Below are 21659 nucleotides of genomic sequence, written 5' to 3'. Positions count from 1 at the left end.
CCGCTGGAACGCCGGTATGGTCAAAAGCCCGAACGTCCTATAAATGGAACGCTGGGAACTCTTACTGTACCCGGCAGTCCAATAGTTCGACTGCTAAGATGGTGCCTATGAACCAGACTACCTCGACTGCCCTTGTGGCAAACAATCTCCCGATTCCCAGTGCGCTCGGTTCGCTGGACGCCTACATCGGTGCCGTGCACCAGATTCCGGTGCTGTCGGTCGATGAGGAACAGAATCTTGCCCGTCGCTTCCGCGACGAGCTGGATCTGGACGCCGCGCGCGAACTGGTCCATTCCCACCTGCGCTTCGTGGTCCACGTGGCCCGCGGCTACAACGGCTACGGCCTGCCGCTGGGCGACCTGATCCAGGAAGGCAACATCGGCCTGATGAAGGCGGTCAAGCGCTTCGACCCGGAAATGGGTGTGCGCCTGGTCAGCTTCGCAGTGCACTGGATCCGTGCCGAAATGCACGAGTTCATCCTGAAGAACTGGCGCATCGTCAAGGTCGCCACGACCAAGGCGCAGCGCAAGCTGTTCTTCAACCTGCGCAAGTCCAAGACCCGTCTGGGCTGGCTCAATGCCTCCGAAGTGACTGCGGTTGCCAAGGACCTGAACGTCTCCGAGCGCGAAGTGATGGAGATGGAGTCGCGCCTGTCCGGTCGCGATATCGGCTTCGATGCTTCGTCCGATGAGGACGACGATCATGGCCCGCCGTCGCCGGTGAGCTACCTGGTCGCCAACGAGGAAGACCCGTCGCAGGCCTACGAGCGTCACGACAGCGAAGACAACCAGCTGCAGCTGTTGCGTGAAGGGCTGTCCGGTCTGGATACGCGTTCGCGCGACATCGTCAAGCGTCGTTGGCTGGACTCCGATTCCAAGGTGACCTTGCAGGAGCTGGCTGACGAGTACGGTGTGTCGGCCGAGCGGATCCGCCAGATCGAGGCGAACGCGCTGAAGAAGATGAAGGCACTGTTCGTCGCCTGATCGGTTCGATCACGCGCGTCAGGTTGCAAAAAACGGCCCGGTTTTCCGGGCCGTTTGCGTTGCAGGTGTGCAGTTATGTCCTTCAAGAAGCTGACGAACCGTCCGGATGATGCGCCCGGCAGTGTCGCTTTGGCCGACGACAGCTATTCCGGCAGACGCGCCACCGGTAGATGCCAGCCATAGCGGATCGCCATGAAGCGCAGCCCGAAACACACGCCCGCACCCGTCGCCAGCGACCAGGCTTGCGGCACGTCGAGCACATGCCCGATCGCGACCAGTCCACCGCCTGCGAGTGCGGCGACGGCATACAGCTCGGCTTGCAGGACTACCGGCGTACGCGCTACCAGCAGATCGCGCGCGATGCCGCCGCCGATGCCGCTGAGCATGCCCAGCAAGGTGGCGCTCAGCGGGCTGAGGTTGTAGTCCAGCGCCTTGCTGGTGCCGTAGACCGCAAACAAGGCCAGCCCGGCTGCGTCGAACAGTTGCACCGGGTTGCGCAGCCGTTCCACCGCGGCATGCCAGCGGAAACCGGCCACCCCGGCCAGGCAGGCGATTAGCAGATACTGCGGATGCACCAACGCAGCCGGCGGGGTGGCGCCAATCAGTACATCGCGCACGATGCCACCGGACACCGCCGCCGCGCACGACAGCACCAGCACGCCGAACAGGTCCAGACGGTTGCGCACCGCCACGGTGGCGCCGCTGAGGGCGAACACGAACGTGCCGAGCAGATCCAGCAGGAACAGGAGAGTGGTCACGGCGCCGCAGTGGGAACGGGCGGCACAGCATCGCGCACCGCCCGTCGCACTGTCATCCGTCTTTGCTGTTGGGCGGCGGGTCGTCGGTTGCGCCGCCGAAGATGATGCGTGCGGCGCGCTGATAGCTCCAGTACGCCATTGCCCAGTTCACCAGCACCACGAAGCGGTTGCGGAAGCCGATCAGGAAGTACACGTGCGCGGCCAGCCAGAACCACCAGGCGACGATGCCGGACAGCTTGAGCTTGCCCACATGCACGATGGCGGCCATGCGGCCGATGGTGGCCAGATTGCCGTAGTCCTGATAGCGGAAGGCCGGCGTGGCCTGGCCGCGATGGCGCGCGCGGATCGCCTTGGCGATGTGCTTGCCCATCTGCTTTGCCGCCGGCGCCACGCCCGGCACCGGGCGGCCATCCTGCTGTACCGAGGCCAGATCGCCGCCGACGAAGATCTCCGGATGGCCGGGCACGCTCAGGTCCGGCTGCACCAGTACGCGACCGGCGCGATCCAGCGGCACGCCCAGCGTGCGCGCCAGCGGCGAGGCGGCCACACCGGCAGCCCAGACGACGGTACGCGCGGGCACGAAGGTATCGCCGAGTTGATAACCGAGCGCGTCGATATGCGTCACCGGCGTACCGGTGTGCACTTCCACGCCCAGGCGTTCCAGCTGCTTGCGCGCCTTGTCGGTGAGATCTTCCGGGAACGAGGGCAGCACGCGCGGGCCGGCTTCGACCAGACGCACGCGCGCCTGCTGCGGATCGATGTGGCGAAACTCGTCCTTGAGCGTGTGGCGGGCGATTTCTGCCAGCGTGCCGGCCAGTTCCACGCCGGTCGGACCGCCGCCGACCACTGCAAAGCTGAGCCAGGCCGCGCGTGCGGCCGGGTCGGATTCGGCTTCGGCACGCTCGAAGGCCAACAGCAATTTGCGCCGCAGCACCAGCGCGTCGTACAGCGTTTTCAGGCCTGGCGCATGCTCGGCCCACTGGTCGTTGCCGAAGTAGGCATGGGTGGCGCCGGTGGCCAGCAGCAGCATGTCGTAGCCGAGCGTGTTGCCATCGGCAAGCACCACTTCGCGGCGCGCCGGCGCGATTTCGGCGACGTCGCCGAGCAACACTTCCACATTGCGTTGTTCGCGCAGGATGTGGCGCAGCGGTGCGGCGATATCCGGTGCCGACAGGCCGGCGGTGGCGACCTGGTACAGCAAGGGCTGGAACAGGTGATGGTTCTGGCGGTCGATCAGGGTGATGCGGATGCCGGGATCGTCGAGCGCGCGGGTCGCCCATAAGCCGGCAAAACCGCCACCAACCACGACCAGATGCAGTGAAGCTTGGGAGGGAGGAGAAGTCATCGTAGAGTCCGATGGAATGCGACGCGGGCTCATCAGCATGCCGCATTTGCACTGAACATGACGCCTGAATCAGGCCTGCCTGCGGCATCATGTCGCATCCCGTCGATCCGGTCACCGCATGTCGTTACTGCCACCGCCCTTGCCGCCGTTGTCACCTCCGCCGCAATCGCCGTTTCCCTCCTCCACGTCTGCCGCAGCGCCGTCCGCGCCGGCAGTGCGTCCCGTCCGAAAGCGGCTCAGCGGGGTCGCGATCGGCCTGATCGGCCTGGCAGCCTGCGCGATGCTGTTCGGCATGCTGGTGCTCGGGGCGCTTGGCTGGCTGATCGTCACCGGCTGGTCGCTGTTCGCCGATCAGGCGCGCACCGCGCTGCAGGACGATGCGGTGGTGCAGGAGCGGATCGGCCAGATCCACACGATGCGGGTGGATCTGTATCGCACCGGTCTTGCGCCTGGCGGCGATGATTTTGTCTTCAATGTGGAAGGCGATCGTGGCGCGGGGCGGGTGCATGCCACCTGGGTCAGTGCCGGGGCAGAAAGCGAGACGCTGACCAACGGGACGCTCACCATGCGCGATGGCAGCGAATACGCGTTGCCGGGCGCAACTGCTGAAAATACCGACACCGACCCTGCCGATTCCTGGGAGCAATGAGCATGATCGACAACCCCGACAAACGCATCGCCTTGCTGATCGATGCCGACAACGCGCCGGCCGGCAAGATCGACGTGGTGCTGGCCGAAGTGGCGCGCTACGGTGTGGCCAATGTGCGCCGCGCCTACGGCAACTGGAAGAGCCCGCACCTGAAAAACTGGGAAGCGGCGCTGCACGATTACGCGATTCGTCCGATCCAGCAATTTGCCTATAGCTCGGGCAAAAACGCCTCGGACATGGCGATGGTGATCGATGCGATGGATTTGTTGTACGCGCGCAATCTGGATGGGTTTGCGATCGTCTCCAGCGATGCGGATTTCACCCCGCTGGTGATGCGTCTGCTCACCGATGGCATGAAGGTGTACGGCTTCGGCGAGAAGAAAACCCCGGCGCCGTTCGTCAATGCCTGCTCCAAGTTCACCTATGTCGAAGCGCTGGGCGAACAGGCGGCAGCAGCCAGCGACACCGCTGCCGGGCGCAAGGACGCCACGGCGCTGCGCAGCGATACGCGTCTGGTGCAGATGCTGCGTAATGCGATCGACAGTGCCCGCGAAGACGATGGCTGGGCGTTGCTGAGTGCGGTGGGCAAGCAGGTGGCCAACCAGGCCTCGTTCGATCCGCGCAACTACGGCTACCGCAAGCTCAGCGACCTGGTGCGCGCGATCGGCTTGTTCGAGATCAAGCAGGACGAGCAGGCGCTGTGGCTACGCGATGCACCCAAGGGCGGGCGAGCGAAGGCTGCGCAGTCCGCTGCTGCAGGATCAGCGCAAGCCTCCGTTGCGAAGCCTGCGGCGCGCGCGACGTCCAAGCCGGCGGCAGGGAAATGACCATGGCACCTGCTGCAACGCAGCCCACCGCGCAGACACCAACGATCACGTTATGGGGGCGGCGCAATTCCAGCAATGTGCGCAAGGTGTTGTGGTGCGCCGAAGAAGCTGGCCTGCCGTATACCTCGATCGAAGTGGGCGGCGCTTTCGGTGGTAACGACACGCCTGCGTACCGCGCGTTGAATCCGAATGGGGTGGTGCCGACGCTGCAGGATGGCGAGTTGGTGCTGTGGGAGTCCAACGCGATCGTGCGTTATCTGGCCGCGCGTTATGCGCCGGCCCTGTATCCGCAATCGCCGGCAGAACGCGCGCTGGGCGATCGCTGGATGGACTGGACCACCTCGACATTTGCCGGCGTGTTTCGCGATCTATTCTGGGGCGTGCTGCGCACCGCCGAGGCCGAGCGCGATCACGCACGCATCGCCGCTGCTTTGATGCGCTCAGGCGAACTGCTTGCACGCGCCGATGCGGTATTGGCGCAACAGCCGTATCTGTCCGGCGAACAGTTCGCGATGGGCGATATTCCGCTCGGCAGCTTTATATACGCCTGGTTCGAAATGCCGATCGAGCGACCCGAGTTGCCGCACCTGCAGGCGTGGTATCAGCGCTTGCGCGCGCGGCCTGCGTACCAGCGTGGAGTGATGACGGCGCTGACGTGAGCTGCGAGTCTCAGCGCTGCAAAGGGGTGGGCCACATACACCGTGCGGCCTGCCGGCTCGCTTTTTGTAGGAGCGCACTCGTGCGCGGGGGCATCGCCGGTAACGCCGCATCGCGCTCAGGCGCGCTCCTACAAAACCTGAGTACACCGCGTGGCCTGCCGACTTCGTGTTGTATGTAGGAGCGCACTCGTGCGCGAGGGCATTACCGGTAACGCCCCATCGCGCGCAAGCGCGCTCCTACAAAACGTGAGCAGACCGCGCAAAACGTGAGTCTGGCTGCAGCCGCGTGTGCGACATGCCCTGCACTAATACAGATCGATCGGGTCCACATCCAGCGACCAGCGCACGCGACGCGCCTGTGGCAATGCGTAGATGGCCGGCAGTTGCGCATCGAGCAAACGGTGCAAGGCCGAGCGCTGTTGCGCAGACAACAACAGCTGCGTGCGCTGGAAACCGGCGCGGCGCGGCATCGGTGCCGGCATCGGGCCGTAGCATTCCACTGCGGTAAACGCGGGCGATTGCGTCGTGGTGTCTGCCGTGGTCAAGCCACGCACTGCCATCAAAAACTGATTGGCTGCCGCTACATCCTTGGCCTCGGCGCGGAACAGCGCCAGATGCGCGAAGGGTGGAAATCCCGCGGCTTCGCGCTGTTGCAGTTCGGCATCGGCGAAGGCGTGGTAACCGCCGTTGACAAGCGTCTGCAGCAAGGGATGTTCCGGGTGGTGGGTCTGTAACCAGACCTCGCCAGGGCGGTCTGCACGCCCGGCGCGTCCTGCCACCTGGATCAGTTGTTGGGAGAGTTTCTCTGCGGCGCGGAAGTCGGCCGAAAACAGGCCTTCGTCGATACCGACTACCACCACCATGGTCAGCCGTGGCAGGTCGTGGCCCTTGGCCAGGATCTGGGTGCCGACCAGGATGCCGGCTTCGGTACCGAGCCGGGCGAGTTGGGTTTCCAGCGCATCGCGGCGCTGGGTGGTGCTGCGATCGATACGCACCACCGGAAACTCCGGGAACGCTTCGGTCAGGCGTTCTTCCAGCCGCTCGGTGCCGATGCCTTGCGGCTGCAGCGCCAGACTGGCGCAGGCCGGGCAGGCCAGCGGTGCGGATTGGCGCGCGCCGCAGTGATGGCATTGCAGGCGGCGGCCGCCGGCGTGCACGGTCATCGGGGTCTGGTGCAGCGGCGTGCTGCAGCGTTGGCAGGCGGCGGTCCAGCCGCAGTCGTGGCACAGCAGCACCGGCGCGTAGCCGCGGCGGTTCTTGAACACCAGTACCTGCTCGCCGCGCGCCAGGGTGGCGCCGATGCCGGCCAGCACCTCCGGCGACAGGCCGTCTTTCAGCGGTCGCTTGCGCACATCGAGCACGCGCACGCGCGGCGGACGCGCCTCGCCGGCCCGACGCGACAGGCGCAGATGCTGGTAGCGGCCGGAATAGGCGTTGTGCAGGCTTTCCAGCGATGGCGTGGCGCTGCCCAGAATCACCGGCACATCCAGCGCCTTGCCGCGCACCAGCGCGAAGTCGCGGGCGTGGTAGCGGATGCCGTCTTGTTGCTTGTAGCTGCCGTCGTGTTCCTCGTCGACCACGATCAGTCCGGCCTTGGGCAGCGGAATGAAGATCGCCGAGCGGGTGCCGACGATCAGCTTGGCCTCGCCACGCCAGGCGGCCGCCCAGACGCGTGCGCGTTCGCCATCGGACAGGCCCGAGTGCAGCGCATGTACGGGCACGCCGAGGCGGGCGCGGAAGCGGCCCAGCGTTTGCGGGGTCAGGCCGATTTCCGGCACCAGCACCAGCGCCTGGCGTCCGGCGGCAAGGCAATCGGCGATCGCCTGCAGATAGACCTCGGTCTTGCCACTGCCGGTGACGCCATCGAGTAGATAGGTGGCAAAGCCGGTGTGCGCGCGGACGGCGGCGGCGGCTGCCTGTTGCTCGTCGTTGAGCTGCGGGCCAGTGCCGGGGCGCGGCGGGATGGCGTCGGCGGGCACCGCCACGCGCTCGACATAGTCGCGCTTGGCCAGACTGCGCGCGGCCTCGCGCCATTGCGGCAGCAACGGGTCCAACTGTTCTTCGCCCACCGCACCGGTGAGCAGCAGGGCTGCGAGCAAGGCTGGGCGGCTGCCTGCGCGCAGACCGGCAGCGCCGGTGCGCCCGGTCTCGGTCAGCTGCCACGCCCAGGCATGGGTATCGGCCAGCGGTTCGCCACGGCGCAACGGGCCGGGCAGCGCGCTGGCCTGGGTTTCGCCAAGCGGGGCGTGGGTGTAGCGCGCCAGCCAGTGCAGCGAGCGGGCCAGCTCCTCGACCAGCAGCGGGGCGTCGTCACACCAAGCCAATGCCGGGCGCAGCCCCTCAGCCGACGTCAGCTGCCCGATTTCCACCACCACCCCGACCAGCTCGCGCGGCCCGAACGGCACCCGCACCCGGCAGCCGACCCGCGCCGGGTCTGTCAGCGGCGCGTCGGCCGGAGGCAGATAGTCGAACAGTTGGGGTAGCGGCACCGGCAGGGCGACGCGCAGTGTGGCGACGGTCGAAGACATCCGGTCAGTCTACCGACCCTGTCCAGAGGCCGGCAGTCGGGTATCAGATCGCCCCAAATCGGCACCTTGGCTTACGGCGCGTTTCTGTGACGGAAGTGATAAATACGACGTAAACCTATGTGAGGGTTAAGGAAACCGGTTTATCCACACTGCCTGTGGATAAACCTGTGAATTAGTCTCGTGCTCCACGCGTTGAAGGCGGATTCACTAGCCTCTGCAACCTCTTGGACATTTTTTAGCCAACACAGATAAGTCTATCAATATCAATACTTTAGGCGTGAAACACGATTGCAACAAAGAAAAATCAACAGTTGACAGACGTCTGCGTATCGGTATGTCTGCCGCTGTGCACAACCCGCACGGGTGGCGGTCGCGGCCAAGGCGAGGGCGGAGCAAGGCCGTCTCGATCTGTCAAGCCATCGGCGGGGGCCAGTTGCGTCGGTATCATGCCGGCCGATGCTGGAGTTCTCATGACCGTAGTCCCCGACGCCCCTGTCACCCCTGCCGCGCTGTCAGCCTTCCTGCGCGGTGTCGAACGCCGGGGTCTGGTGCTCGCGCAACTGCAATGCGGCGATGTAGCGGCGGCCGAGCGGGCCCTGGCTGCGGCGCTACGTGCCTTCAGCAGCCAGGCGGCAGGACGCCCGATGGCCGGCTGGCCGATGCGCTTCTGGAGCCTGTTGGCAGCTGCCCCGCCGTTGCGGCGCGAGCCCATGCCGGGCACCTGGCTGCCCCCGTTCACCGCGCTGGGGCGGATGCAGACCGCCGACCGGCTGGCGCTGCTGCTGCGCATCGTGGCCGGGCTGGAAGAAGAACCCGCCAGCGAGGTACAGGGCATCGATGTGGCGGCGTATCGGCAATCGCTGGCCCGCGCCTGCCCGCGCGATGCGGCCGGCAATCCGGACGCGCAGGCCTGGCGGGTGCTGGCCGAGGCGGCGCAGCAGGAGTTGCGCGAACTCACCCCGGCCCAGGTGAGTCGACTGGGGCAACTCCGCGATTCGGCCCTGGCCGGCATGCCGCTGCAACCGGCGGCGGCAGCGCCTGTGGTCGCCGCTGCCGAGCCGCGTCATCCGGCGCCGCCACGTGTGCGCCCCGCCCGTCAGTGGCATTGGCCGCGGATCTCGCGCCGCCACGCCGGCATCGTGCTGGCCGTGCTGGCGTTGGCACTGTTGCTCGCGGTGCTGGGCTGGTGGTGGACCCATCGCCGGCCCGCACTGCCGCCCGAGCCGGTCTCGCAGGCGCCGGCCGGTGTGTTGCATGTCACCGACGCCGCGCCGGTGCTGGTGGAAGAACTTCCCGCCGCCGACCTGCCTGACGCAGCGGCAGCCCCCGGCATGGACCCGCGCGACCAGGCGATGCTGGCCGACCCGGATCTGGAACTGGCGCGCTCGGCGGATTTCTACGCCTGGTATGCGGCCGGCCATCCGGTGCCGGCCGACGAATCCGGCGCGCATGCCACCGCCGCCGAGCCACCTGCCGCCCCGATGGAGACCGTCGATGACGAGAATTAAGTGGTGCGGCCTGCTGTTGTGCGCCGCCGCCGGTCTGGCCGGTGCGCAAGCCCTGCCGGCGCCCCTGGAAGAAGGCAGCGCTGCCGCGCCGTCCGGCGCCCCAACGCCCGTCGCCGCGACGGCCGCGACTCCAACTTCCGCGACCCCGAGCGCCGCACAGCAACGCGCGCGCTGGGACGCCTTGACGCCTGCACAGCAGGCCGAGCTGCGCGCCCGCTATGCCGCGTGGAAAGGGCTCACCGCCACCGACCGGGTGGTGCTGCGGCAGGCACGCGAGCGTCTGCGTGCCTTGCCCGAAGACCAGCAGCGCGCACTGCGCACGCAGTTCACCGTGATGGATCGCCTGCATCGCGATGGCTGGCGCCTGGGCTCGCAGCTGGGCGCGTTCTATTCCCCGTTGCAGCCGTTGATCGGCTACGTACCGCCGGCACAGCGCGACGCGCTCTTGAGCGTGCTGCGCAGCCTGGATGCCGGGCAACTGGAGCAGTTGGCACTGCTGGCACAACGCACCCCGCCGCAGGAGCGCGATGCCTTGCGCGATGCCTTGCTGGCCGAGGCGCCTGCAACGCGCAATGCATGGTTGAAGCGGCAGCTGGCGCGCTGACGTCGAAACCGTCGCTGTCGAAACCCTCAACGCATCGTCGCGCGTCCACGCGCCGTTGGCGCATGGGAGGCTGACTGACCCACGTCGCACAGTGCGGGTAAGATGTCGGCCCCGCGCGACCCGGTGCCAGCGCCTCCCGGCACGGCCGTAGTCCGCGCAGCGATCGGTTTGTCATGTCTGTTTCTTCTGCACCCACGTCCGCGACGCCAGGCTTCGCTGCGGAAGTGCGTACCACCGGCCTGCTCGCGCTGCCGCTGGTGCTCGGCCACGTCTCTACCGGCCTCATTGGCTTTGTCGACAACGTCATCGCCGGCCACCACGGCACCGCCACGTTGGCGGCGGTCACCATCGGCACCTCGCTGTTGTGGCTGCCGATGCTGGTGCCGATCGGCACGCTGATTTCGTTGACCGCCTCGGTGTCGCAATTGGTGGGCGCCGGCCGCGAGCGCGAAATCGGCCCGCTGTTCCGCCAGGCCCTGTGGTTGTCGTTGGGACTTGGCGCGGTGATGTTCGCCTTCCTGAGTGCGGTGCCGCCGCTGCTGCCCACCTTCGGGATTGCGCCGGACATCGTGCCGGGGGCGACCGACTTCCTGCATGCGGTGCGCTGGGGCGGGCCGGCGCTGACGTTCTACTTCTGCATGCGCTATCTCAGCGAAGGCATGCACTGGACGCTGCCGACCATGTTGCTGGGTTTTGGCGGCCTGCTGGTGCTGGCGCCGCTGGGCTATGCGCTGACCTACGGCAAGTTCGGTTTTGCCGAGCACGGTGCGCAAGGCCTGGGCATGGCCTCGGCGATCACCATGTGGGTGCAGGCACTCGCGTTTGCGCTGTATCTGTGGCGCTCGCGCCGCTTCGCGCATCTGGAATTGTTCAATCACCTCGAAGGGCCGCGCTGGCGCGCCATCGGCGATCTGCTGCGCACCGGTCTGCCGATCGGCATTACCGTGTTGATGGAAGGCGGGCTGTTCATCGTCACCGCCTTGCTGATCGGCCGGCTCGGCTCCACCGAAGCGGCTGCGCACCAGATTGCGATCAACGTTGCGCAGCTGTGTTTCATGATCCCGATGGGCGTGGCCGAGGCCACCACGGTACGGGTCGGGCATGCGGTGGGGCGCGGCGATCCGCTCGGCATGCGGCGTGCGGCCTGGGCCGGCTACGCCATCGTGCTGGGCACCCAGGCATTGTCGGCCAGCGTGCTGTTGCTGGGCCACGACGCCATCGTGAGTGTCTATACCGATGACGTCGCGGTGGCGGCGCTGGCCTCGGTGCTGCTGCTGTACGCAGCCACTTTCCAGTTTCCCGACGGCATCCAGGTGCTCTCCAGCGGCGCGCTGCGCGGGCTCAAGGACACCCGTGTGCCGATGTTCCTGGCGATGTTCTCGTATTGGGGCGTGGGCATGCCGATCGGAGCCGGGCTCGGCCTGGGACTTGGCTGGGGCCCGCAAGGCATGTGGATCGGCCTGATCCTGGGCCTGACCGTGGCGTCGATCCTGATGGGCCTGCGTTTCCGCCGGACCAGCCGGCGCCTGACTGCCGACGCGACCCCCTGACTTCCAGCGCATGCCGTGTGTGCTGCGCAGCCGGTATGCTGGGCAGCATTATTTGCATGCAGCGTCATTTCGACGGAGTTTTCCATGAACCACCCCGTGCGTCGCAATCCCATCGCCAGTTTCTTCGTCGGCCTGTGGGATGTGATGAATTTCACCCGGCGCCTGATCTTCAACCTGGCGTTTTTCGGCTTTCTGTTCCTGATGCTGCTGCTGTTTGTAGTGGCGATCGCGCGTGGCGACGGCACCAAGCCGCTGGCCGAGCGCACCACGCTGGTGATCAACCCGGAAGGCACCCTGGTCGAGCAGTTCAGCGCCGACCCGGTGAGCCGTTCGCTGGCCAAGGCAGTCGGCGACAAGAGTGCCGAAGAGGTGCAGCTGCGCGACCTGGTGCGGGTGATCGAGGCGGCCGGCAAGGATCGCAAGATCGAACGGGTGCTGTTGAACCTGGACAAGTTTCAGCCCTCCGGTTTCGCTTCGCAGCGCGAAGTCGCCGCGGCCCTGCAGAAGCTGCGTGCCTCCGGCAAGCAGATCGTGGCCTTCAGCGAGAGCATGAGCCAGGGCCAGTACCTGCTGGCCGCGCAGGCCAACGAGGTCTATCTCGACCCGATGGGCAGCGTGCTGCTGGAAGGTCTTGGCCGCTATCGCCAGTATTTCCGCGAAGGCCTGCAGGACAAGCTGGGCGTGGATGTGCATCTGTTCCGCGTGGGCGAGTACAAGTCCGCGGCCGAGCCGTACATCCTCGACGCGGCCTCGGCCGATGCCAAGGAAGCGGATCTGTTCTGGATGAACGACGTGTGGCAGCGCTACCTGGCTGACGTCGGTACTGCGCGCAAGCTGAGCCCGGCGCAGCTGACCGCCGGCATCGATACGCTGCCCGAAGGCGTGACCGCCGCCGGTGGCGACCTGGCCAAGTTCGCGCTGCAGCAGAAGCTGGTCGACGGGCTCAAGACCCGCGAAGAGGTCGATGCCTTGCTGACCAAGCGCGGCGTGGCCGACAGCGATGCCGATGCCGGTTTCCGCAACATCGATTTCGCCAGCTATCTCACCCAGTTGCAGGCGCGGCGGTCGATGGACAGCCGCCCGCAGGTGGCCGTGGTGGTGGCCGCTGGCGAGATCAGCGGTGGCGAGCAGCCGGCCGGCCGCATCGGTGGCGAATCGACCGCCGCGTTGCTGCGTCAGGCGCGCGACGATGAAGAGGTCAAGGCGGTGGTGCTGCGGGTGGATTCGCCCGGCGGCGAAGTGTTCGCCTCCGAGCAGATCCGTCGCGAAGTGGTCGCGCTCAAGCAGGCCGGCAAGCCGGTGGTGGTGTCGATGGGCGATCTGGCCGCCTCGGGCGGTTACTGGATCAGCATGAATGCCGATCGCATCTATGCCGACCCGTCGACCATCAGTGGCTCGATCGGCATCTTCGGCATGGTGCCGAATCTGACCCGTGCGCTGGACAAGATCGGCGTGCATACCGATGGCGTCGGCACCACGCGGTTTGCCGGTGCCTTCGACATCACCCGTCCGTTGGACCCGGCCGCCGGCCAGGTCATCCAGGCGGTGATCAACAAGGGCTATGCCGACTTCACCGGCAAGGTGGCGCAGGCGCGTCACCAGTCGGTGGACGCCATCGACAAGGTCGCACGCGGCCGGGTGTGGAGCGGGGCGCAGGCCAAGCAGCACGGCCTGGTGGATGCGTTCGGCGGCATGCAGGAAGCGGTGGCCGATGCGGCCGATCGGGCAAAGTTGAGCAAGGGCAAGTTCCGCGTGCGCTATGTCGAGAAGCCGGCCACGCCGTTCTCGCAGTTCATGAGCGGCTTTGCCGGCAGCCGCATGGGCGCCTGGATGCTGGGCGATTCGGCCATGGCACGCGCTGTGCTGGCGCGCTCGCTGCCGGAAGTGGATACCCAGCTGCGCTTCGTCGAAGACGCCGTGCATGACAGCAAGGCCGGTGGCACGCCGGTCAAGTCGCTGGCGTATTGCTTCTGCGGTTTCTGACGCAGCAGGTTTTTAAAGTGATGCATCGACAACGCCGGCCTTGTGCCGGCGTTGTCGTTTCTACTGCGTGGCTGCGTCGATCGCCTTGCGTTGATCGTCTGCTGCCTGATCGGTCGCCGCCTGCACCGCGTGTGCTTTGTTCAACGGCTCCTGGATATGGTCGCGCAAGGCCGTGGCCTGCGGCTCGGGCTTCTGATCGGTAGGCGCAGGTTGCGGTCGCTGACAGGCACCAAGCAACAACGCCAGGCTGGCTGCAAGAATCCAATGCAGTTTCATCGTCGTGACCTCGCTTGGGGTGGCGGTATCCTAACGCCCGGCCGCACGCAGGCGTCAATCACGCTGCAGCGGCCGTTTCCTGCGTCTTGAAAGAGGATCACCCACGTGACAACCCATCGTTGGCGGCTGGATGGAAAGACCGCGCTCATCACTGGTGCCAGCGCCGGCATTGGCTTTGCCATCGCACGCGAACTGCTCGGCTTCGGCGCGGATCTGCTGATGGTGGCGCGCGATGCCGATGCCTTGGCGCAGGCGCGCGACGAGCTCGCCGAAGAATTTCCCGAGCGCGAATTGCATGGCCTGGCCGCCGATGTGGCCGACGATGAAGAACGTCGCGCCATTCTCGATTGGGTGGAAGACCATGCCGACGGCCTGCATCTGCTGATCAACAATGCTGGCGGCAACATCACCCGCGCGGCGATCGACTACACCGAAGACCAGTGGCGCGGCATCTTCGAAACCAACGTGTTCGCGGCCTTCGAATTGTCGCGTTATGCGCACCCGTTGCTTGCCCGCCACGCGGCCTCGGCGATTGTCAACGTCGGCAGCGTCTCCGGCATCACCCATGTGCGCAGCGGCGCGCCGTACGGCATGACCAAGGCCGCGTTGCAGCAGATGACGCGCAATCTGGCGGTGGAATGGGCCGAGGACGGCATCCGCGTCAATGCGGTGGCGCCGTGGTACATCCGCACCCGTCGCACATCCGGGCCGCTGTCGGATCCGGATTACTACGAGCAGGTGATCGAACGCACCCCGATGCGCCGCATCGGCGAACCGGAAGAAGTTGCCGCGGCGGTCGGGTTTCTATGTCTGCCGGCAGCCAGTTACATCACTGGCGAATGCATCGCGGTGGATGGCGGATTCTTGCGTTACGGGTTTTAGCCCGCCTGCGCGCGAGTCAGGGGGCCGCGAGGTTGCTCGCTTGCGCTGCTGGTCGGTGCACCGCACATGCCATCTGGTGATCGCCGTAGGTTGCCAGTGGCTTTAAAACATCGGCCCAGCAAACGCAGCGCCGTTGAACTGACTGACCTGCGCTGGACCGCTGGTTGCAGCATCAAGGCATGGCGGACGGATTCGCGCAGCGGCTTTCGTCCAGCACCCGGCGCATTTGATCGAAGCGCTGCTTGCGTTCGGCCGATTGCGCCTCGTCGGAGAAACGCCAGCTTGCCTCGGCCTGCTCGGCGCGTTTGCGCCAGGCCTCGCACAGGCTCTGATCCGGTACCGGCGCGCAGCGATCGGTGACCACCTCGCAGGCGCTGCCGCCGCCGGTGGCCGGCCCGCCCGCCAGGTTGGTGGTCTGCATCGGCAGGCAGCGCGTAGCCGGTTCGCGGTCTTCGGTGAAATAGCGTCCGTTGTCGTGCGCGGTGCATTCGAATAACGGCGGCGGTGGCAGTGTAGAGGTAGAGGCAGGTGACGTCGGCGCAACCGGTGCTGGTGCCGCAACGGGTGCAGCAGCGGGCGCCTCGGTTTTCGGGGTGGCGCGCGGTTGTGCAGAGGGCGCTGTGCGCGCAGGCGATGCTGCGCTCGAGCCGCCGGGCGCAAACGGCACGGCGGCCGGCGCAGTCATCACTTTCTTTTGCTGCTGCACGCCTTTCGGGCACGGCATGTTCTGCACCGTGAGCGCGCCGGTCGGATCGGTGCAGCGGTAGATGGTCACGTCCTGGGCGCTGGCAACCGACATCCATCCCATCAACAACAACAACAGCCAGCGCCTCATGCGCCGCCGCAATCGCGCTGCAGGCGTGCGTCGATGCCGCGTTGTTCGCGGCTGAGGTCCTCGCGCTCGCTCTGCAAGGCGCTGTTGTAGCGCCGGATCAGCTCCCAGCGACGATCGGCCAGCCGCCCACAGACTTCCTGCTCCGGCAGGGCATGGCATTCGTCGCGGATCTGCACATTGCCGTAGGGCACGATCACCGTGCCGCCGCCGTAGCCGCCGCCGTTGTAACCGCCCTGATAGCCGCCCTGATAGCCGCCGCCTCCGAAGCTTGCGCTTCCGCGCAGGCTTCCACCCCGTCCGGAGCCACCTTGCGCCGATACTGCCGGGCGCGGGCTCACCGAGATCGGTGGACGCTGGATGCCGCCGCCGTTGACCGGCCGGGCAATGCCATTGCCCACATAGGCGGGCCCCCAGGTAGGCACCCAGCGCGGATTGCCTTCCGGGCTGTCGCTTGTGTAGCGGTTGCCGTCTTCGGTGGTGCACTCGTACATCGGCTGCGGCGGTTGCACGGTGATGATGCGCACCTCGCGCGGTGGCTGCGTCGCGACGGCGGCAGGGGCGAGGACGGCGCGTTCCGGTCGCGGCGGCGGATCCTGCGGGCGTTGCAGGTCCAGTACCTGCTGGCGCCCGCTGCTGCACGGCGCATCCTGCAGCGCCACGGTGCCGGTGCTGCTGACGCAGCGGTAGATCCGCACGTTCGGATCGGGTTTGCTGGCGGTACTGGCCGCCGACGCAGGCAGCGTGGTGGCTAGCAACAGAAGGGTCAGGACGGTACGCATGACCGCAGTGTGCGCGTCTGTCCGGCTGTGGGCAAAGGGGGGGCGGCTGAACTGGTTTCGGACGATGCAGGCGGGCGGATCAGCGACGGCCGTTGCACGTGGTTTCGCGCTTTGCCAAGCGTGCCAATCGAGCTGGGCCTGAGGTATCCATCACACGGCAGCCAAACTCGTTGAATCCATCTCACCGCTTCCCTCAGTCGCGCAGGATCTGCCCGCTGCGCGCATCGCGGATCTGGGTCGGCTGCGCCAGTACGCCCACCTCGCCATCCACCACGCCATCGATGCTGACCAGCAGCGCTGGGTCTAGCGCCTGCCGGCTGCGTGCGGGTGGCTCGCCGGCCAGGTTGGCGCTGGTGGACACCAACGGGGCGCCCCAGGCTGCGCAGAGCGCGGCGACGACCGGATGCGCGCTGATGCGCACCGCCAGCCCGTCATGCGCGCCAGTGACCCAGCGCGGCGCCTGTGCGGTGACTGGCAGGATCCAGGTGTGGGGGCCCGGCCAGCTGGGCAGTACCTCCTGCTTGCGCACAGGCTCCAGCGCGTCGAAATCCACCCAGTCGTGCAAGATGTCCACGCTGGCGGCCACCACGATCACGCCCTTGTCGACCGGACGCCGCTTGATTGCCAGCAGCCGCAGCACGGCCGCTTCCTGGCGCGGGTCGCAACCCAGTCCCCACACCGCTTCGGTGGGATAGGCGATCACGCCACCCTGGGTCAGGGCAGCGACGGCGTTATCCAAGCTGAGCGCGGGGCTGGGTGCCGCTTGCATCGTGCGACTCAGCCTGCCGCCTTGCTCGCCACTTTCTTGACCACACGCTTGGCGGCCTTCTTGGCGGCGGTTTTCTTGGCCGGGGCCTTTTTGGCAGCAGTCTTGGTCGCGGCAGTTTTGGTGGCGGTCTTCTTGACTGCGGTTTTCTTCGGCGATGAATCCTTGACCGTATTCTTCTTCAGCGTGGCCTTCTTCGCACCGAAGCCCTTGCGCACCGGCTTGCCGGTGTCGGTCAGCAACTGCTGCACTTCTTCGAAGCTCAGCGACGCCGGTTCGCGATCCTTGGGGATCTTGCCGTTGAGCTTGCCGTCGCTGATGTACGGGCCGAAGCGACCGTTGAGCACCTGGATGTCGCTGCCGTCGAATTCCTTGATCACCCGATTGCGCGCGATCTCTTCCTTCTCTTCGATCAGGAACACCGCGCGTTCCAGATCGATGGTGTACGGGTCGTCTTCTTTCTTCAGCGAGGCATACACGCTGCCACGGCGCGCAAACGGCCCGAACCGGCCGATACCGACGCTGACGTCCTGGTCCTTGTCCTGGCCCAGCGCGCGCGGCATCTTGAACAGTTCCAGGGCGTCTTCGATGGAGATCGAAAAGATGCTCTGGCCCGGGCGCAACGAGGCGAATGTAGGCTTTTCTTCGTCTTCGACCGTGCCGATCTGCACCATCGGGCCGAAGCGGCCGATGCGCGCGCTCACTTCCTTGCCGCTGACCGGGTCGGCGCCAAGCACGCGCACGCTGCCGGCGTCGGTCTTGTCCAGCGAATCCTTCTTGTCCTCGACCAGTTCCTTGAACGGGCCCCAGAACTTCTCCATCAACGGAATCCATTCCGCTTCGCCACGCGAGACCGCATCCAGATCGTCTTCGAGCTTGGCGGTGAAGTCGTAATCCACGTAACGGGTGAAATGCCCGGACAGGAACTTGGACACCGCACGGCCCACGTCGGTGGGACGGAAGCTGCGGCCTTCCATTTCCACGTACTTGCGGAACTGCAGGGTCTGGATGATCGAGGCGTAGGTGGACGGACGGCCGATACCGTATTCCTCCAGCGTCTTGACCAGCGCCGCTTCGGTGAAGCGCGGCGGCGGCTGGGTGAAATGCTGATCGGTGACGATGCGGTCCAGCGGGATGTTGTCGCCGGCCTTCATCGGAGGAAGCTTGCGGCCTTCGTCCTCGTCTTCGCTGCTCTTGGTGTCCTTGCCTTCTTCGTACACGGCCAAAAAGCCCGCAACCACGACGGTGGTGCCGCTGGCACGAAACACATGTTCGCTGCCGGCCGACAGATCGACGCTGACGGTGTTGAGCGTGGCCGGAATCATCTGGCAGGCGACGGCGCGCTTCCAGATCAATTCGTACAGACGGCGCTCGTCGTCGGACAGAAAGCGCGCCACCTGTGCGGGTGTGTGCAATGCCGAGGTCGGGCGGATCGCCTCATGCGCTTCCTGCGCATTCTTGGATTTGGTGGTGTAGGTGTTGGGCTGATCCGGCAACGAGGCGGTGCCGAAGTCGCGCGCGATCACGTCGCGGATTTCCGCCAACGCGTCCTGCGACAGATTCACCGAGTCGGTACGCATATAGCTGATCAGGCCGACCGAGCCCTCGTCGCCGAGCGCCACACCTTCATACAACTTCTGCGCCACCTGCATGGTCTTGCGGGTGGTGAAACCGAGCTTGCGCGAGGCTTCCTGCTGCAACGTGGAGGTGGTGAACGGCGGGGCGGGGCGGCGCTTGCGCTCCTTGCTGGCCACGTCGGTGACATGCAGCACGCCTTGCGCCGCCTTCTGGATGCGCAAGCGCGCCGCTTCGGCGGTGTCGCCGTCGGTGACGGTGAACTGCTCGAATTTCTGCCCGTCCAGCTTGATCAAACGCGCATTGAACGGCTGCGACGGATGCCGGCATTGCGCATCGATGGACCAGTATTCGCGCGCGATGAAGGCTTCGATCTCTTCTTCGCGCTCGACGATCATGCGCAGCGCCGGCGACTGCACGCGGCCGGCGGACAGGCCGCGCTGCACCTTGCGCCACAACACCGGCGACAGGTTGAAGCCGACCAGATAGTCGAGCGCGCGACGTGCCTGCTGCGCATCGACCAGGTCGGCGGCGATCGCGCGCGGCTTGAGCATTGCTTCCTTGATCGCACGCGGGGTGATCTCGGTGAACACCACCCGCTGCATCGGCTTGTCCTTGAGCAGACCGCGCTCTTTCAGGATCTCGGCGATGTGCCAGCTGATCGCCTCACCCTCGCGGTCCGGGTCGGTCGCCAGAAAGATGTCGTCGGCGGTCTTGGCCGCACGCGCAATGGCTTCGACATGCTTTTCGTTCTTTTCGATCAGGTCGTAACGCATCGCGAACCCATTGTCCGGATCGACCGCGCCTTCCTTGGGGACCAGGTCGCGCACGTGCCCATACGAGGCCAGGACGGTGAAGTCCTTGCCGAGGTATTTATTGATCGTCTTGGCCTTGGCGGGCGATTCGACGATGAGCAGGTGCTTGGGCATGGTGGTTAATTCTTTGGGCAGGGCCCGGGGGGCAGGTAGCGTGGCCTAATTGGCCGGTGGAGGGAAGCAGATCGCCTGTTTCCCACACGTCAACGCCCGGGATGGTAGCCCGGGCGTTCAGTTCTCTTATTAGAAAGATCACGGCAGACGCCGCCGTGTCAAGCGGCTTCGGCTACGAACCCTCAGTTCTGGCTCATTCCGATCGCTGCAATCATGATTGCGGCGAAGATCACGCCAATCACTACTATCACCGCATAAATGGCCAGCACCACAATCGTGACTGTGTCCAGCCCCGTGGATTGCCGCTCCGGGTGATCGGTGAAGGCCCAGCGATCCACCACCAGGGTCTCGCACACTTTGTCGTGCGGGGCCTGCTTGCGCTGGGTCATGCCGGCCATGAACGCCGCCACGATCGCGCCTATGCCCAGTGTGAGCACGCTGATCAGCATGTAGGCCAGATAGCGCAACACGTTGCGCCAGAAACCTACCCGGCCGCCGTTGGTGTCGGCGCGCACCAGCTTGATCCCGCAGGCGAGCTTGCCCAGGCTTGCCTGGTGCCGGCTGGACTGCATCCAGGCGAAATACAGCGTCGGGATGGCCAGACCAATGCCATACGACACCACCATGATCGCGATGCCGAGCGCGCTGCCGTCGTCCAGCGCCGAACCGGAATCGCCGCGGGTGGTTGCCAGCGCCACGACGAACACCAACGGGATCACGATCAGATACACCGCGAAGGTGGTCACGAAGCTGTCCAGAATGCTGGCCGCCACGCGCCGCCACAGGCCGGCGTAGACAACCGGGGCATCCTGCAAAGAAACGCTTGCTGTGGGTGCGGCGGCGGCTACGGAGTTCCAGGCGCTGGGAATTGGCACGCCAGCGGGTGTCTGCGACGAGGCATCGGCGGGCGTGGCAGGCGCGTCCGAGGCCTCGGTCAGGAGCGGGCTTGAGGCCGCTGGGGGTGTCGCTGCCTCTGCCGGCGTGGTGGACCACGCTACTGGATCTGCCGATGCAGCGTGCTCGCTTGGCGGAATCTGCTGCTGATCCACTGCTGCAGGGTGATCGGCAAGGCCAGATTCGGTCCGCGCGAGCGAAGCGTCTTGAGCGGAGCCGGCAAACGGCGCCACTGCGGTGGGCGCGTTATCCACTGGGGCGCTGGTCGGGTAAACCGTCGCCTGCGGTTCACTGCCGGGAACGTCCACTGACGTATATCCGGTCGGCTCGGGGGGCGCCGGCATTGCTGTGTCGACGCCCAGTTCGGCCGCGACCTCGCGCAGCGCCACCCACTGCGGCAGACCTTCGCGCCAGACCAGGCTGGAGCGGTCGATGATGCCTTGCGACAGGCGCGCAACCAGCGTGTCGGTGTCGATCGGCCCCTGGCGTTCGCGCTGGGCGTCGGCGTAATACCACTGCGTCATTGATGTCCCCTTGGTGAAACGATTGGCTTGAGCGTGAGATGCATTTGAGCTAACGCGCTCTAACCGCGGCAGTCCGGCGGAAGTTGGTTGTCGTCGACTTCGGAACTGCACTGCCAACTGCCCGCATCAGCGTCGAAATCCAGCCACAACGCCTTGCCATCGAGCTTGGCCGATTTCGGTGCATGCATCACCGCTTCGATGCCGCACTGGGTGGTGTCGAAACGGCCGACCCGTACGCTGGTCAGCACGTCGTTTGCATAAAGCTCGGGCGCCTGGAACCCGCTGTCGCCATTGACTGGACAACGGCCTTCCTGCGCGAGAAATTCGGCGATCTGCGGCTTTAACGGCGCCAACGCGGCCACCGCCTTGGCGACCTTGGTGCGTCCCACATAGTCCTGATAAGTCGGTAGCGCGATTGCAGCCAGAATGCCGATCACTGCCACCAGGACAAACATCCCCACCACCACGCCCAGCACCAACGCCCATCCCGGCCCGTGGTTCGGCAGGCGATGCGCTGGCAGTACAGACACGTGGGCAGGCGACATGTGTGCCGCCGCCGATGGCAGTGGCGGAGGCTGCGCTGCAGCGCTCAACTCGGTGGAGATCGGCGGTCCGAGTTCATCGGCGCAGGCGGACAGCGGCACCCATTGGGCCAGGCCTTCGCGCCAGACCAGGGTATCCAAGGCAATCGCGCGATCACGATACAGGCCCAGCAAGGCCTCGCCGGCCACCGGGCCACGCCGATGGCGGTTGCCCTCGGCGTAATACCAACTGCTCATTCCCGTCCCCACGCACGCGCTTCCAT

The 21659-nt window shown here is 66.1% G+C and carries 19 protein-coding genes; 9 read left to right on the top strand and 10 right to left on the bottom strand.

From position 1 onward, the window contains the following. Window positions 1-107 precede the first annotated feature (107 nt). On the top strand, window positions 108-983 hold the full coding sequence (gene rpoH / locus FFY45_RS02790; protein ID WP_006453141.1) for an RNA polymerase sigma factor RpoH: 876 nt from the start codon (window positions 108-110) through the stop codon (window positions 981-983). A 143-nt stretch (window positions 984-1126) separates the two neighbouring features. Here the strand turns inward: rpoH and FFY45_RS02785 are convergent, their stop codons facing one another. Next, the gene (locus FFY45_RS02785; protein WP_115039571.1) at window positions 1127-1741 is read right to left on the bottom strand and encodes a trimeric intracellular cation channel family protein; all 615 of its coding nucleotides are present in this window, start codon (window positions 1739-1741) and stop codon (window positions 1127-1129) included. 52 nt (window positions 1742-1793) lie between these two features. After that, the gene (locus tag FFY45_RS02780; protein ID WP_176339354.1) at window positions 1794-3086 is read right to left on the bottom strand and encodes an NAD(P)/FAD-dependent oxidoreductase; all 1293 of its coding nucleotides are present in this window, start codon (window positions 3084-3086) and stop codon (window positions 1794-1796) included. A 118-nt stretch (window positions 3087-3204) separates the two neighbouring features. On the opposite strand from FFY45_RS02780, the gene FFY45_RS02775 reads away from it, so the two are divergent. From FFY45_RS02775 to FFY45_RS02765, 3 genes are read left to right on the top strand one after another with little or no spacing between them, the layout of a single operon-like run. Then, window positions 3205-3735 (top strand): hypothetical protein, encoded by a 531-nt coding sequence (locus FFY45_RS02775; protein ID WP_176339353.1) that lies wholly within the window; start codon window positions 3205-3207, stop codon window positions 3733-3735. Continuing rightward, window positions 3732-4562 carry an NYN domain-containing protein gene (locus FFY45_RS02770; RefSeq protein WP_176339352.1) on the top strand — a complete coding sequence of 277 codons (831 nt, stop codon included), beginning with the start codon at window positions 3732-3734 and terminating at the stop codon, window positions 4560-4562. The genes FFY45_RS02775 and FFY45_RS02770 overlap by 4 nt, the downstream gene beginning before the upstream one ends. Further along, the gene (locus FFY45_RS02765) at window positions 4559-5221 is read left to right on the top strand and encodes a glutathione S-transferase family protein (protein ID WP_303396508.1); all 663 of its coding nucleotides are present in this window, start codon (window positions 4559-4561) and stop codon (window positions 5219-5221) included. The genes FFY45_RS02770 and FFY45_RS02765 overlap by 4 nt, the downstream gene beginning before the upstream one ends. 305 nt (window positions 5222-5526) lie before the next feature. On the opposite strand, the gene FFY45_RS02760 is transcribed toward FFY45_RS02765, so the two are convergent. Next, window positions 5527-7749: a primosomal protein N' gene (locus FFY45_RS02760; RefSeq protein ID WP_176339350.1), complete on the bottom strand. Its 2223-nt coding sequence runs from the start codon at window positions 7747-7749 to the stop codon at window positions 5527-5529. Window positions 7750-8219: 470 nt separating this feature from the next. Between FFY45_RS02760 and FFY45_RS02755 the strand changes: the two genes are divergently transcribed. From FFY45_RS02755 to sppA, 4 genes are all read left to right on the top strand, one after another. Continuing rightward, complete coding sequence (locus FFY45_RS02755; RefSeq protein WP_176339349.1) at window positions 8220-9257, top strand: hypothetical protein; 1038 nt, start codon at window positions 8220-8222, stop codon at window positions 9255-9257. Further along, window positions 9244-9861 (top strand): DUF3106 domain-containing protein, encoded by a 618-nt coding sequence (locus tag FFY45_RS02750; protein ID WP_176339348.1) that lies wholly within the window; start codon window positions 9244-9246, stop codon window positions 9859-9861. Before FFY45_RS02755 ends, FFY45_RS02750 begins: the two co-directional genes overlap by 14 nt. Window positions 9862-10034: 173 nt before the next feature. Continuing rightward, window positions 10035-11411 carry an MATE family efflux transporter gene (locus FFY45_RS02745; protein ID WP_176339347.1) on the top strand — a complete coding sequence of 459 codons (1377 nt, stop codon included), beginning with the start codon at window positions 10035-10037 and terminating at the stop codon, window positions 11409-11411. Window positions 11412-11495: 84 nt separating this feature from the next. Beyond that, window positions 11496-13394, top strand: coding sequence for a signal peptide peptidase SppA (sppA, locus tag FFY45_RS02740; protein WP_176339346.1), 1899 nt, complete (start codon window positions 11496-11498; stop codon window positions 13392-13394). Between the two features lie 60 nt (window positions 13395-13454). Here sppA and FFY45_RS02735 read toward each other — a convergent pair whose 3' ends face one another. Continuing rightward, window positions 13455-13670 (bottom strand): hypothetical protein, encoded by a 216-nt coding sequence (locus FFY45_RS02735; protein ID WP_176339345.1) that lies wholly within the window; start codon window positions 13668-13670, stop codon window positions 13455-13457. A 105-nt stretch (window positions 13671-13775) separates the two neighbouring features. On the opposite strand from FFY45_RS02735, the gene FFY45_RS02730 reads away from it, so the two are divergent. After that, a complete protein-coding gene (locus FFY45_RS02730) occupies window positions 13776-14552 on the top strand; it encodes an SDR family oxidoreductase (protein ID WP_176339344.1) in 777 nt (258 codons plus the stop codon). 172 nt (window positions 14553-14724) lie between these two features. Here FFY45_RS02730 and FFY45_RS02725 read toward each other — a convergent pair whose 3' ends face one another. From FFY45_RS02725 to FFY45_RS02700, 6 genes are all read right to left on the bottom strand, one after another. Beyond that, window positions 14725-15387 (bottom strand): DUF4124 domain-containing protein, encoded by a 663-nt coding sequence (locus tag FFY45_RS02725; RefSeq protein WP_176339343.1) that lies wholly within the window; start codon window positions 15385-15387, stop codon window positions 14725-14727. Further along, entirely contained in the window at window positions 15384-16166 is a 783-nt protein-coding gene (locus tag FFY45_RS02720) for a DUF4124 domain-containing protein (RefSeq protein WP_176339342.1), read from the bottom strand. The genes FFY45_RS02725 and FFY45_RS02720 overlap by 4 nt, the downstream gene beginning before the upstream one ends. 193 nt (window positions 16167-16359) lie before the next feature. After that, a complete protein-coding gene (gene tsaC / locus FFY45_RS02715; protein WP_176339341.1) occupies window positions 16360-16935 on the bottom strand; it encodes an L-threonylcarbamoyladenylate synthase type 1 TsaC in 576 nt (191 codons plus the stop codon). A gap of 8 nt (window positions 16936-16943) precedes the next feature. Continuing rightward, window positions 16944-19436: a DNA topoisomerase I gene (locus FFY45_RS02710; RefSeq protein ID WP_176339340.1), complete on the bottom strand. Its 2493-nt coding sequence runs from the start codon at window positions 19434-19436 to the stop codon at window positions 16944-16946. Between the two features lie 182 nt (window positions 19437-19618). Further along, a complete protein-coding gene (locus FFY45_RS02705; RefSeq protein ID WP_176339388.1) occupies window positions 19619-20854 on the bottom strand; it encodes an RDD family protein in 1236 nt (411 codons plus the stop codon). Window positions 20855-20913: 59 nt separating this feature from the next. After that, the gene (locus FFY45_RS02700; protein ID WP_176339339.1) at window positions 20914-21633 is read right to left on the bottom strand and encodes a pilin; all 720 of its coding nucleotides are present in this window, start codon (window positions 21631-21633) and stop codon (window positions 20914-20916) included. Window positions 21634-21659: the final 26 nt, after the last annotated feature.

Origin of the sequence: Xanthomonas hortorum (genome assembly GCF_011305375.1) — a bacterium.
GTDB classification, from domain to species: Bacteria; Pseudomonadota; Gammaproteobacteria; order Xanthomonadales; family Xanthomonadaceae; genus Xanthomonas; species Xanthomonas hortorum_E.
This window is presented reverse-complemented; position numbering and strand designations above follow the sequence as displayed.